Source organism: Mesobacillus harenae (genome assembly GCF_013343715.1).
GTDB lineage: Bacteria > Bacillota > Bacilli > Bacillales > Cytobacillaceae > Mesobacillus_A > Mesobacillus_A harenae.
This window is the reverse complement of the sequence record NZ_JABUNR010000005.1, coordinates 238230-250784: the sequence shown is the minus strand read 5'-3', so window position 1 is coordinate 250784 and position 12555 is coordinate 238230. Positions and strand designations below refer to the sequence as shown.

Annotated in this window: 12 protein-coding genes; 9 read left to right on the top strand and 3 right to left on the bottom strand. The window is 40.0% G+C overall.

The annotated features are described in order from the left end of the window. Positions 1-784: 784 nt before the first annotated feature. The 4 genes from HRJ06_RS08635 to HRJ06_RS08620 all read left to right on the top strand — a co-directional run bounded on the left by HRJ06_RS08635 (position 785) and on the right by HRJ06_RS08620 (position 4322). A complete protein-coding gene (locus HRJ06_RS08635; protein WP_174731903.1) occupies positions 785-1519 on the top strand; it encodes a ZIP family metal transporter in 735 nt (244 codons plus the stop codon). 420 nt (positions 1520-1939) lie between these two features. Then, positions 1940-2410 (top strand): STAS domain-containing protein, encoded by a 471-nt coding sequence (locus tag HRJ06_RS08630; protein ID WP_174731900.1) that lies wholly within the window; start codon positions 1940-1942, stop codon positions 2408-2410. Between the two features lie 447 nt (positions 2411-2857). After that, complete coding sequence (locus HRJ06_RS08625) at positions 2858-3931, top strand: YsnF/AvaK domain-containing protein (protein WP_174731897.1); 1074 nt, start codon at positions 2858-2860, stop codon at positions 3929-3931. A 214-nt stretch (positions 3932-4145) separates the two neighbouring features. After that, the gene (locus tag HRJ06_RS08620) at positions 4146-4322 is read left to right on the top strand and encodes a hypothetical protein (protein WP_174731894.1); all 177 of its coding nucleotides are present in this window, start codon (positions 4146-4148) and stop codon (positions 4320-4322) included. 111 nt (positions 4323-4433) lie between these two features. On the opposite strand, the gene HRJ06_RS08615 is transcribed toward HRJ06_RS08620, so the two are convergent. Beyond that, on the bottom strand, positions 4434-5780 hold the full coding sequence (locus HRJ06_RS08615; protein ID WP_242035166.1) for a Glu/Leu/Phe/Val family dehydrogenase: 1347 nt from the start codon (positions 5778-5780) through the stop codon (positions 4434-4436). A 143-nt stretch (positions 5781-5923) separates the two neighbouring features. Between HRJ06_RS08615 and HRJ06_RS08610 the strand changes: the two genes are divergently transcribed. Continuing rightward, the gene (locus HRJ06_RS08610) at positions 5924-6775 is read left to right on the top strand and encodes a dimethylarginine dimethylaminohydrolase family protein (protein WP_174731891.1); all 852 of its coding nucleotides are present in this window, start codon (positions 5924-5926) and stop codon (positions 6773-6775) included. A gap of 54 nt (positions 6776-6829) precedes the next feature. Here HRJ06_RS08610 and HRJ06_RS08605 read toward each other — a convergent pair whose 3' ends face one another. After that, entirely contained in the window at positions 6830-7255 is a 426-nt protein-coding gene (locus HRJ06_RS08605; protein ID WP_174731888.1) for a CBS domain-containing protein, read from the bottom strand. 224 nt (positions 7256-7479) lie between these two features. Here HRJ06_RS08605 and HRJ06_RS08600 point away from each other — a divergent pair, with 224 nt between their 5' ends. Further along, the gene (locus HRJ06_RS08600; protein WP_174731885.1) at positions 7480-8055 is read left to right on the top strand and encodes a DNA-3-methyladenine glycosylase I; all 576 of its coding nucleotides are present in this window, start codon (positions 7480-7482) and stop codon (positions 8053-8055) included. 14 nt (positions 8056-8069) lie between these two features. Continuing rightward, positions 8070-9095 (top strand): low-specificity L-threonine aldolase, encoded by a 1026-nt coding sequence (gene ltaE / locus HRJ06_RS08595; protein WP_174731881.1) that lies wholly within the window; start codon positions 8070-8072, stop codon positions 9093-9095. Positions 9096-9156: 61 nt separating this feature from the next. Here the strand turns inward: ltaE and HRJ06_RS08590 are convergent, their stop codons facing one another. Beyond that, positions 9157-9933, bottom strand: a complete 777-nt coding sequence (locus tag HRJ06_RS08590) for a GNAT family N-acetyltransferase (RefSeq protein WP_174731877.1) — start codon at positions 9931-9933, stop codon at positions 9157-9159. Positions 9934-10414: 481 nt separating this feature from the next. Between HRJ06_RS08590 and HRJ06_RS08585 the strand changes: the two genes are divergently transcribed. Then, on the top strand, positions 10415-11248 hold the full coding sequence (locus tag HRJ06_RS08585; RefSeq protein WP_174731873.1) for an alpha/beta fold hydrolase: 834 nt from the start codon (positions 10415-10417) through the stop codon (positions 11246-11248). Positions 11249-11812: 564 nt separating this feature from the next. After that, on the top strand, positions 11813-12451 hold the full coding sequence (locus HRJ06_RS08580; protein WP_174731870.1) for a FusB/FusC family EF-G-binding protein: 639 nt from the start codon (positions 11813-11815) through the stop codon (positions 12449-12451). Positions 12452-12555: the final 104 nt, after the last annotated feature.

Here is a 12555-nt window from a genome sequence, read left to right as displayed (position 1 = left end):
ATTAGACATTTGGTGTTAGAAATGACCAGTCACGTTTTATCGAGTGGTCATTTTTAACACCCCACCAAACGAAGTGCGGTAGTATTCTGAGGAGAATCTAGTCTCATTTTTTTGTGTCTACTTTCTTGACAGAAGTCCAGGTTTTCCCGTTATACAACAGAATAAATCTTAGTTCGGGGAATATAAGCGGAGGTTATCCCGTTAAGCAAGGCAAAGTGATCGAATTTGACTTTTTTGGAGCAAATAGGCGGAATCTCTCCCTCTATTTAAACCAAATTTCATGTTTTTTCCTAAATAAGAGAAATTTCTCCGCTTATTAATCAACCTTGCAGTTGACCTCTTCTGGTCCGTGAGAATCCGCTCTTTTATGGTTGGGGTTTTGCAAGAGGAGGCACTGTTATCAAAAAAGTTTGAAGAAAGCTTATTATGATCAATAATGGGTGAAGGAATGATGTGATTCATTATCATCGTTTCTTGCAAAAATATCTAAATTTACTACCACTAACCTTGAAGAATAAGGAACCGATTGGAACTGCCGGGATGCTTATCTTCCATAGGATTGGTATAAGAAATGCTTGGAGCATAAGTCTCCAAGCATTTTCTTTGCTAATTTTACTTGTCAATTTGCTTTTTATCTCTAGTGCGAATTATTATATTGACTTCAAAACAGAATCCGTTACCCCCATACCAGGTGCCTTTTCTATCTGTTACATGCTGAATAGTTTAGGAATTAAAATAATGGATATTATTCAGTTATAAAAATTAAATTGATAAGGAGAACAGAATGCAAGAAGCTGTAATCGGAATCCTGCTCTCAGCACTCGCAACTGGAGCAGGAGCTATTCCTATTCTATTTTTTACAGGTATATCGTCTAAGCTCAGGGATATACTGCTCGCCTTTGCATCAGGGGTTATGATGGCTGCGACCACATTTAGCCTGATCCCAGAAGCGCTCGATGCCTCAAATCTTTACGTTGTTTCAATAGGGTTATTGTTAGGAACCTTGGTACTAAATTTCTTTGATTCTCGCTTTACCTCTGATAACCTCGAAATACCGAAGATGAATACAATAATCGATCGTAAAACAGTTCTTGTTATTATTGCAATTACTCTTCACAACCTTCCTGAAGGGTTGTCAGTAGGAGTAAGTTATGGGGCAGGGGCAGAAAATCTTGGTGCCATCATTGCATTAGCGATTGGTCTCCAAAATGCTCCCGAAGGGTTTTTGGTTGCCATTTATCTTGTCAGCCAAAAGGTTTCACGGATAACAGCCTTAATTATTGCCACCCTCACAGGCTTAGTTGAGATTGTGACAGGAGCATTAGGCTACGTCTTAGCCTCAGAAGTAGATATGCTTGTTCCCTATGGACTCAGCTTTGCTGCTGGAGCAATGCTCTTTGTTATTTACAAAGAGTTAATACCGGATAGCCAAGAAGGCGTCAATAAACGATTCCCAACATATGCTTTTATCATTGGTTTAATTGCCATGTTAGGACTTATCCAAAAATTTGGAGTGTGAAGCTAAGGAAGACGTTCAGGCTGTAGGCAACCTTGAAGAGTTTTTAGGGTTGTCTACAGTCATTTTTTTATTTATAGGGTTTGATAAACAGGATGGTTAATGCTTTACTTCGCTCCTGCGAGTTAGCGTTACAGGTGCGCCCCACTAGGAGCCAGCGCGAGAATGTGGTTTTTTTGGCAGTGGAATTACCCTTCCACTCCCGGTAAGCTTTTGCTAAGAGTAGAATCAATTTGGTATTCATAATGAAAATGACAAAGGTACGCTTCATTCCTTTTGTCAACAATCTGAGCCGTCAGGCAAAGGCTTTTGGGAGAAAGCTCAGTCTCTAAAATTCTCCTGTTTCTGTTTTACAACCAAGTCATTTAAAGGTAGTATTATAAATATAGGTTCTGAACGAAAAATTTAAAGACAAAGGGGTCGATGGAACTGTCAGATACATACATTGAAGAGCTTGAAAGTAGGGTAAAAGCATATGAAGAGATGATTTCAGACATGGCAGCCCCTATTATTCCTTCCATCATTCCACAAACGATCTTAGTGCCGATTACGGGTGTATTATTGGGAGAAAGATTTGAAAAGATTAGAATAAAGATCTTGCGGTATATACATAAAAATGAAGTAAACACAGCGATTATAGACTTTACAGATATTACGGTTGACCGGCTAGAGAATATAAGTCTGACCGAGTTAAGCCATCAGATCGAACAGCTGACAGAATCCATAAAACTTATGGGGGTCCAGCCTTGTTATGTCGGGCTGACTCCAGAAATGACAAAAGAGATCGTTCTATCAGGAATTAAAATAAAAGCAAATATTTATTCCACTTTTCAATCTGCACTAAAGCAGCTTATGAAGGATAAAAATATTGTTATGACGATAAAGGATAAATAAAATTTAAATCGTTGCCGTTGTGCTTGCCCGCAACGGTTTTTTGTCGTTTAAGAACCGACTGAACACAATTGAACATAAAATTTTTCTAAAATAAATGGCTCTGTTTAAAAACAATGTAATTTGCTGAAAAAGGTGATCAGGTGAGACCATCGCTAAAGCAAACCGATGGAAGGAGGTTCCCGTCTATCCCGCTGAAAACTAGTACTCAGTAGGCGAATCAGCAGCCAAGTTTAACGAAATGAAAAAAATAACTTGTTATTAAGGGAGACATCTCAGTTTAATTCTTATACACTCTTGCTTGCATTGCTGGCAAAATCTAAGGCTTAAACCTGTTAAAGTATGGAACTCTTTCCAAATGATCGTTCGTTTTATCTTGTTTAACCAGGGAAAAGAAGGAGTGTAGCACACAAAACAAATTTGCTTTACAGCGTAGGAGGTTGAACAAGAATGAATGCAAACATTATCGGAGTATATAACTCACAAGAAGAAGTAATTGACGCGATTATGGAATTGCAAAATGATGGTTACCCAGTGAACGATTTAGGAATCATCGGGAAAACACGCAATCTCGATTCACAGATTGAAGAAGAAACCGGCGTGAAGGCAAAGACATATCAAGTTGGTGAAAACAACAGCCCAGATGGGGATGATAATGCAGGATTTTTCGATAAGATCTCCTCTTTATTTGATGGAAATGATGATGTTGAAAATAAACAGGACTACACGCTTACCAATCAAATCAAGGAACTTGGCGTGGATGATCAAAAAGCAGAAGAGTATCAGAAATCGGTTAACAACGGAAATATAATTTTATACAGTGAAAATACTGGCCAAGAAAGTGAAGGGTTCATGTATAATTCAGGAACAACAAATACCGAGACGGCTTCTGGCTTTCCGGAATCCGGAACATCACTGAACGAGGGTTATACGAATGACTCCTCCGTTTCTTCGGAGAATAAAGAGCAGGAGTCTATGAAATTAAAAGAGGAACAGCTGAATATTAATAAAGAAAAAATGGAGACTGGAGAAGTTGAAGTTCATAAAAACGTAGTTGAAGATGAACAAACGGTAAACGTTCCAGTCAGCCGTGAAGAGGTTTACGTAGAAAAAAGAAATGTTGATGGAAAAGACAGTGAAGTAAATGCTTCTCCAATACAAGAAGACGAGACAGTGCGTATTCCAATCATGGAAGAGAAAGTAGAAGTGACCAAAAAACCAGTTGTTAAGGATGAGATCGTAATCGGTAAACGTGAGGTCCAGGATACCGAGCAAGTAACCGAAAAGGTAAAGCGTGAGGAAATCCGCTTTGAAGGAGACGACGTTAAAGGCGAAAGCTATGATATTAACCAGTCGCCAAGCAGCGAATATAGAAATAGCGCACTAAACAGCGATGATAGCACACAAAACTCGTTTACCAGCGAATACAATGAAACACCTGAAAATAGCCTGGAAGATAAAAAAGAAGTGAATGATTCATGGAAAAAGGCTCGCAAAAACCAAGACGGATTTGGAAATCTGTAAAAATAACATAAAAAGGAAAGGGCGCCTGCCCTTTCCTTTTTATGTTGCAAATATCATTCAAAATTGAATGATCATACTTGTCTGGATCCCGCTTCAACCATTTGGAGATCTAGTTTGCTGTATAGTAGATGTCAGTGCTGTTAAGGGGTTGGAGCTTTGCAAAGTGAATATTATTGGCTTGTTTTCAAAAACTACCAATTAAGGTGGTGATAAAGTGGATAGAAACTTGCCGCAAGAATACAAGAATCAAAACAATGAAGAGCCAGGGCAGAATTCGACTAAAAGAGAAGTGAAAAAGGAAGATCAATTAAATGGTGTTTCAGCTGAGCACCCTATCATTGCCGGAGGGGACGCTAACCTGTCACCTGACGCAGGGAAAAGATTACTGTAGCATTCTCAAAACATAAAGTAGCCGAGCAGAAAGATATCTGCTCGGCTATTTTTTCGTTATTATTTGGTTGGATAAAAGCTTAAGCTGAATTTTTTGAAAATATAAGTAGAATTATGCGTTACACTCGATTGGCATGGACCAGTCTTTAATCCATCCTCTTGCGATCATTGCCTCTGCCAGCCGGCCGACGCCGACAAGGTAAGCGGCTTCACGCATACCTGCATTTTTTTCCTGTTTCATCCGGTAGACATCATCGAAGGCAACCGTCATTTTATTATGAAGCCGATCATTTACTTCTCTTTCTGTCCAGGCAAGGTTCATCGCGTTTTGAACCCATTCAAAATATGAGACGGTAACTCCGCCTGCATTGCATAAAATGTCCGGAATAACAAAAACACCATTTTTCTCCATTGCATCATTTCCTTCTGGATCTGTTGGACCATTGGCAGCCTCTGCGACGATCTTTGCTTTTATAGTAGGCCCTGTTTCAGCTGTAATTTGATTTTCGAGTGCAGCTGGAACAAGGATATCACATTCAGATGAGAACAACTCTTTATTACTTAAACTTTCATAAGATTTAAAACCGGCAACTGACCCTGTCTTTTTGGCGAATTCCATCAGTTCTTTTATATCCAATCCTTGTTCATGGTAAACGCCACCACCGGCATCAGTGATCCCAATAATCTTTACGCCTTTTTCGGAAAGTAACTTGGCCGTGATGGAGCCGACATTGCCAAAACCTTGTACCACAGCTGTCATACCATCCAACCGCAGGCCAAGATGCTTGGCTGCTTCTTCAATCGTATAGACGACACCACGGCCCGTGGCTTCAAGTCTTCCTTCAGAACCGCCAAGGATGATCGGCTTGCCTGTAATCACCCGTGGTACGTTCTTTCCTTTTAGCCTTGAAAATTCATCAAGCATCCAGCCCATAATTTCTGGTGTTGTATTGACATCAGGAGCTGGAATGTCCTTATCTGGTCCGATAATCGGTTCTAACTCTCGGATAAACCCTCTGCTCAGCTCTTCAAGTTCACGTTCAGAAAGTTCCCTTGGATCTACTATAATCCCGCCTTTGCCTCCCCCATAAGGAATTCCTAATATCCCAGCCTTTAACGACATCCACATTGATAAAGCTTTGACTTCATCTTCATTGACTTTAGGGTGAAATCGAATTCCGCCTTTAGCGGGACCCAACACATCGATATGTTGGGATCTCATCCCTTCAAATTCCTTTATTTCACCGCTGTCCATTCTTACGGGTATGGATGTTTTCAAAACTCGCTTTGGCTTTTTCAGTATTTCATAAAAAGAGGCTGGCAACTCTAGCGTTTTCGTTGCATCCTCCATCAGCTTCTGAACGATTTCAAAAGGGTTGGTAATTTCCACCCCATTTTTCTTCTCTTTTACTGGCATTTCCGACTTAACCTGAGCTATAACTTTTTCTTTATGATCCATCTTATCCCTCCTAAATTAGTCCTATGTTTCTATATTCACTATTTTGCTGCTTCAAAACACTGAGGTTTTTTAAAAAGGGACTCATATCCATTACTAGATAGGAAATAGTAAATGAAGAACCTTTTTTCCAAGGAGGCAGGACTATGACTGAAGGACAATCACATCAAGCATCATGTTTTACTGAATATGATCATTTGAAATCTGTTATCTTATGTGAGCCTGAGCATATGACTATAAAAGATGTCATTAACGAGACTCAGAAAAAGTTTAAAAATGAGGGCATCCATATCGAGAAAGCGATGGAGCAGCATGGGAAATTTGTAGAAGCCTTAAAAGAACAGGGAATAGAGGTTATTTTACTTCCCTCGGCAAGGCAGTTTCCCGAGCAGGTTTTTACAAGAGATATTGGATTTACACTTGGCGAATCTGTTTTTGTTGCTGAACTGGCCACCGATATTCGTTCAGGCGAGGAAAGTTTTTTGGAAAACTGGCTTCAAAGAGAGAAGCTGCCTTTTCAAAAACTCAAGGGAGATGAGATTGAGGGCGGAGATGTGATTATTGATGGCAATACTATCTATGCTGGAATCAGCAACCGAACATCAGAAGAGGCCATCCAGCATCTGAAAACCCTTATGCCGGATTTTGAGGTCAGGCCTATTCCATTCACTGACACATTCCTTCATTTGGACTGCGTTTTTAATATTATATCTCCAACAGAAGCTCTCATTTACCCAGGTGAAATCCATAATGAAAGTCTGGAATATATTAAATCACGCTATGATTTAATTGAAGTATCAAAAGAGGAGCAGTTTACTCTTGGAACAAACGTGCTAAGCATCGGTGATAAGCGATTGTTCAGCCTTCCCATTAATAAAAATGTAAACAGCGAAATGCGTAAACGCGGCTACGAAGTAATCGAAGTGGACATCACCGAAATCATCAAATCAGGCGGAGCCTTCCGCTGCTGCACAATGCCTCTGCATCGTACAAAATAAAAAGGGTGACAGGCACCATCCAGTTTACTGGAAGGTGCCTGTCACCCTAGTTTTTTATCTGTTTGGTTCAGCTGGATAGGATATGTCTTCAAGAGCTGCTCCGGCTTCGCCGTCTAAGCGGTTTTCGACAGCTAAGTCGCCTAAAGAGACAATGCCCACAAGCTTTTCATTTTCAACAATCGGCAATCGGCGAATTTGATGCTCAGCCATTAAATCTGACGCTTGTCCGGCTGTCATGCTTTTTGTTCCAGTAACAATATCACCGGACATTACTTGTGATACGTTTGCTTCTGGGGGAACCTGATTCGCTAGTCCTTCAATAACAATATCGCGATCCGTGCACATTCCAATTAAACGATCATCCTGGCAAATCGGCACCGAACCAACATCCAATTCACGCATTTTCATCGCCACATCTGTAAGAGATGTTTCAGGTGAGCAATATTCTACTTGAGTTGTCATAACATCGGTTATTTTCATATTAAAAACCTCCTCTAATAGTGGTTCCTTATACATTTACCCTTGTAAACAGGCTGGAAACTTTCAAAATTTGCTAGAAAGAATTATGTTTAAACTAGAAAGAATTATGTTTAAAAGGGATAATGGTTGAGTAGCGCTATGTGAGAGTGAATTTTCAAACCCCATATTTAAATGGGTTCAATTTGCTTCCAGGCTGATTTATTTTGTTTTTAGGAGATGAGAGTATGCAGGCTGAAAAAGACCGCTGCGGCTGGGTGAATAGCGACCCCTTATATATTGATTATCATGACCAAGAGTGGGGTGTGCCAATTTACGATGATAGGCTGCTTTTTGAGTTTTTAAACTTGGAAGGTGCTCAGGCTGGCTTAAGTTGGTATACTATTTTGAAAAAGCGTGAGAATTACCGGTTAGCATTTGACCAGTTTGATGCCGAGAAGATTGTAAAATATGACGATCAAAAAATTGCTGAACTATTAATTAATGAAGGAATCGTCCGCAACAGGCTAAAAATAAACGCAGTTATTTCTAATGCGGCGGCATACCTGCGTACCATTGAAGAGTTCGGTTCGTTCAGCACCTATATTTGGTCCTTTGTAAATGGTAAGCCTATCTTGAATGAGTACGTCTCACTAACTGATGTCCCTGCGACCACTCCGATTAGTGACAAGTTAAGCAAGGACTTAAAAAAGCGAGGCTTTAAATTTGTGGGTCCAACCATTTGTTATGCTTTCATGCAGGCGGTTGGTATGGTCAATGATCATCTGGTATCATGTTATTGTTATCATAAAAAATATACATAGAAGGGTTTTGGATTATGATTGATTTAAGAAGTGATACGGTCACAAAACCAACAGAAGAAATGCGCAAAGCGATGTATACGGCTGAGGTTGGCGATGATGTATACGGCGAGGACCCGGCTGTTCGGAAACTTGAGGAAGCTGCAGCTGCAATATTGGGTAAAGAAGCAGCACTTTTTGTAACCAGCGGCACACAAGGGAATCAGATTGCAGTCTTAACTCATTGCCGGCCAGGAAATGAGATTTTGCTAGAATCAGAGTCTCATATCTTTTATTATGAATCTGGGGCTGTAGCTGCACTTGCTGGTGTTCAAACGAGAACGATCGCAGGTAATAGAGGGGCGATGAATCCAGCGGACGTAAAGGCTGCCGTTCGGCCTTCCGATCAGCATTTCCCGGAAACTGGCTTGATTTGTATTGAAAACACCCATAATCGCGCAGGCGGTGCTATTGTCTCAGCCGCAAACATGGAAGAAATTTATCAAATTGGCCGTGAAAATAACATTCCAGTCCATGTTGACGGTGCCCGTTTATTTAATGCAGCCGCTGCAGCAGGTGTCCCTGTAACGGATTTTACAATAAATTGTGACACGGTCCAGATTTGTCTTTCAAAAGGATTGGGAGCGCCAGTTGGGTCTATTATTGCTGGCAGCAAAGAGTTTATTCAAACTGCTCATAAATGGAGAAAGCGGCTTGGCGGAGGGTTGCGTCAGGCTGGCGTAATTGCTGCTCCTGGGTACATTGCACTCACAAAAATGCGCACCAGGCTAGCTGAGGATCATGATCATGCAAAAAGGCTGGCAAACGGCTTGAATATGATTAATGGGATAGAAATTATTAACCAAATTGATACCAACATTGTTGTAGCTGATGTAGCAGGGTTAAATCTAACATCAGAAGCTTTCGTAGAAATACTTAAGCAGCAAGGCATTCTGTCAGGCTCCTTTGGGCCCACGCTCGTTCGCTTTACAACTCATTTCGATGTAACAGCAGCAGAAATTGACCAAGCAATTGAAACTGTAGCAAAAGTCTCAAAACAATAGTTCTAGCAAAGGTGACAGGCACCATCCAGTTTTCTGGATGGTGCCTGTCACCTTACATTTTTTACCGATACATTGTCCACATGCCGATGTCTTTAAAGCCTAAGCGTTTATAGATTCGGCCAGCGTCGGGGTTATCGTAAAAGAGGCAAAGAATTTTGCCTTCACCTAAAACGTCTTTGAATAGCTCCTGCATTACGTCGGTGGCAAGCCCTTGCCGCCGGCTTTCTTCTCTTGTACAAACGCCAACAACCATGGCGGAAAGAGAGTTTTCAGCTGTTGTTGAAGCACACGCTGTCATCAAACCGTTTTCTTCTGTGTAATAAGTTCGTGCAGTTCCCGTTTTCATAGCGGTTTCAAGCATATCCCGGGCATTGGGATTTGGCACAAACTCAGCAATTGTGGAACGAAGCTCAAGTATACTATCGATATCCTCTATACGGGCTTTGTTAATATGGGAACCAGGATTCCCTAGGCTTCCTCCAGAGCGGCACTCTGCAAAAAAAGTTTGCTGCTTTTTTCCTAACCCTGGGATGCCCTCAAATAATTCAACAATATTGGCTTTTCCGGAGAGCTGGATTGGCCCATCGTAGGAAGTAATAATTTCGGCAAACCCTTTAAGGTCAAACTGGCCTTTAGCATAAGGGATAAAAGAATTATAAAACCTCAGCAGGACAGCCTTAATCTGTTCATTCTCATCAAACTCGGCCCACAGCTCCTGAAAATCAGAATCATAACCGAACACCTCAATATCGCCTATGATAAATAGATTGATAGAAGCCTCCTCGCCAAGAAAGTCGATTACTTGATCATGGTCAAGATTATTTAGTTTTCGAATCATAGCCGTTTCCCCTTAGTTTGCTTTTTAAAATTTATATTAATCAAAAAAATAGGGATTTTCAATTAATTTTTTTGAAGGTACACAAGGATGCAGCCAGGATCCTAATGGGGACTTATATTCCAGCCATCCCCACATGCTTAGAGGGTGTTTCAGCCACCAGAACTATTTTATCAATCCGTATTTCTCTCCATCCACGAAAGGAAAGCTCGATCATTCTGTTAACTAATTAAAAAACCTGTAGGCCGTTTCTTTTAAATAGTTCTAAAAAATTAGGGAAATCTATTGAACATTAAATTAAAATACGAAACTTTAAAACTGCGTAAACCAATTGAACGTGGAAGTCTAAGCAGAATTTCCCTATAATAGAGTTATTATTTTCCAATTCGCACCTTCAACTAATGACTAAAGATCATAACACTGCTTATTTTGGAAAGCTTAGTTTTATTGAATGAAAGCAGTTAACCTTAGGAGGATCATGAAAATGCCTGTATGTTTTGTAAAAGATACAAAGATTCACTATAAGGTAGTCGGAGAGGGAAATCCCATCCTAATGATACACGGCTTTTCACTTGATCACCAAGTAATGGCAGCCTGTATGGAACCAATTTTTTCAGATAGGGAAGGTTATCAAAGGATTTACATTGATTTACCGGGTATGGGAAAAACACAAGCTAATGAGCAAATCAGAAATTCTGATGATATGCTTGAAGTTATCCTCGCTTTTATTGATCGTGTAATACCTGATAAAAGGTATTTGATTATTGGGGAATCGTATGGTGGGTATATAGCAAGAGGGGTCATTGAAAAGTGCAAAGAGAGAGTCGCCGGTGCTGCATTCATTTGCCCATTGATCATCCCCGACCATGAAAAAAGGAATGTCCCAGAACACTTGATTATTTTTAAAGATGAAGGGTTTCTGGAAAGCCTTAGTAAGAACGAAGAGGAAGAGTTCAGATCGCTAAGTGTCGTCCTTGATGAGTATAACTGGGTGCGTTTCCAAAAGGAAATATTGGCAGGCTATCAACTTTCAGACAAGGACTTTCTCGCTAAAATCAAAGCTAATTACAGCTTTAGTTTTGAAACCGATACTGAGTTGGTTGAGTTTCCGGCTGTTTTCCTCATGGGCAAACAGGATTCCATGGTTGGGTATAAAGATGCTTTTAAGTTGCTTGTAAGTTATCCTAGAGCCACGTTCGTTGTTCTTGACAGGGCAGGACATAATTTACAAATCGAACAGGCTTCTTTACTCAATGCTCATATAAATGAGTGGCTGGACAGAGTGAATGAGCACAGTTTCACACAAAATCTGCAGTAGTTCTCGATTTAGGTGTTAGCCTGCAAGGACCTTTTTGAGTAAAATTAGAATAGATATTCCATGGGAGTTTATGTAATATTGTTTTTGCTGTGGTGGTGAAAAAGGCAAACAAAATATTCTTGCCAGAATCCGCAGCGTCTCATGCAAAGCCTGATATGGGGGCGATACTTTGCATGGGGCGTTCATAACTTTTTAGGAATCGCCTGATAGAGCATATATCATTTCTGATCATCATGGCTTTGCACCTTATTAATTATAAAAGAATAAGGGGCTGGCAGAAGAAAGATGATTGATGATAGGAATAACAAAAGAAGCCTTTAAACAGGGCAGCTGCATCGATCAATTAGCGGAAGAATATTTTCTCTCGACCGAAACGATAAAAAAAATAGTGTATCAAAATAAAAGCATAAACCAGCACCGGTGATCGCAATGGTCAGTGGTGCTTTTGTATGCAGAGTTTAATTATAACACTTTAGTACATTGAATAAATGACTTCTGTATTTTAAAGTAAAAGGGATATGTATCCAAGTTCAATTTCCGGAACAAATTCAGGAGTGATAATAGATGGAACCGTTTTTAAGGAATGATCAGTATAATTTTATTAAATCACAAACCCAGATACTTATTAATGGTCACTCAACAACAAGTGATACGGGGGTTATTAGGGCATTGAAAGCTGTTGCAATCGATAAAGTGTTAAATCTGATTGCTGAACCAACAATGGAACAAAAGCAAGTACTCGAACAGATCGTAACGGTAAAAGATAAGGGAGATGCGGAACAGTTTCTTTTGGCATTAAGTCCCTTTGTGATTCCTTTTAAATCTGTAACAGAACAAACGATCACAAAGCTTTTTCCAAAGTCTAAAAAATTGAAGGCGCCTTTCTTGCAGGATATTGATTTAAAGAAAATCTCCTATCTCGGCTGGGAGGATAAAGGTACCGGCCGAAAATATATAATCGCTCAGCAGGAGAATAAGCTTGAGGGGCTGCATGGTATTTTTCGGAGAAGCAGCCAAAAGGGGATTTGCACGCTTTGCAATTGTCATGAGGATGTGGGAATGTTCTTAGCTGAAATAAAAGGATCGGAACAGGGTACGTTTATTAAAAGAGGTAATTATATTTGCCAGAACAGCTTTATATGCAACTCAAATATTACTGATTTGGAAAAATTAAAGGATTTTGTTATGCATTTAAAAACATGAGCGAGTTATAACAGCTGCTTTGAAGGGGGTCTCATTAATTTGGGAGCCCCTTTGCTTTTTGTAACCGGAAAACGATGAGACAGCTTTGGAAATTTTCATGATTC

Coding starts and splice junctions, on each gene's coding strand:
- HRJ06_RS08600 (WP_174731885.1), top strand. CDS start 7,480: ATGCAGGCTGAAAAAGACCGCTGCGGCTGGGTGAATAGCGACCCCTTA.
- HRJ06_RS08630 (WP_174731900.1), top strand. CDS start 1,940: ATGGAACTGTCAGATACATACATTGAAGAGCTTGAAAGTAGGGTAAAA.
- HRJ06_RS08610 (WP_174731891.1), top strand. CDS start 5,924: ATGACTGAAGGACAATCACATCAAGCATCATGTTTTACTGAATATGAT.
- HRJ06_RS08625 (WP_174731897.1), top strand. CDS start 2,858: ATGAATGCAAACATTATCGGAGTATATAACTCACAAGAAGAAGTAATT.
- HRJ06_RS08635 (WP_174731903.1), top strand. CDS start 785: ATGCAAGAAGCTGTAATCGGAATCCTGCTCTCAGCACTCGCAACTGGA.
- HRJ06_RS08580 (WP_174731870.1), top strand. CDS start 11,813: ATGGAACCGTTTTTAAGGAATGATCAGTATAATTTTATTAAATCACAA.
- HRJ06_RS08585 (WP_174731873.1), top strand. CDS start 10,415: ATGCCTGTATGTTTTGTAAAAGATACAAAGATTCACTATAAGGTAGTC.
- HRJ06_RS08605 (WP_174731888.1), bottom strand. CDS start 7,255: ATGAAAATAACCGATGTTATGACAACTCAAGTAGAATATTGCTCACCT.
- ltaE (WP_174731881.1), top strand. CDS start 8,070: ATGATTGATTTAAGAAGTGATACGGTCACAAAACCAACAGAAGAAATG.
- HRJ06_RS08590 (WP_174731877.1), bottom strand. CDS start 9,933: ATGATTCGAAAACTAAATAATCTTGACCATGATCAAGTAATCGACTTT.
- HRJ06_RS08615 (WP_242035166.1), bottom strand. CDS start 5,780: ATGGATCATAAAGAAAAAGTTATAGCTCAGGTTAAGTCGGAAATGCCA.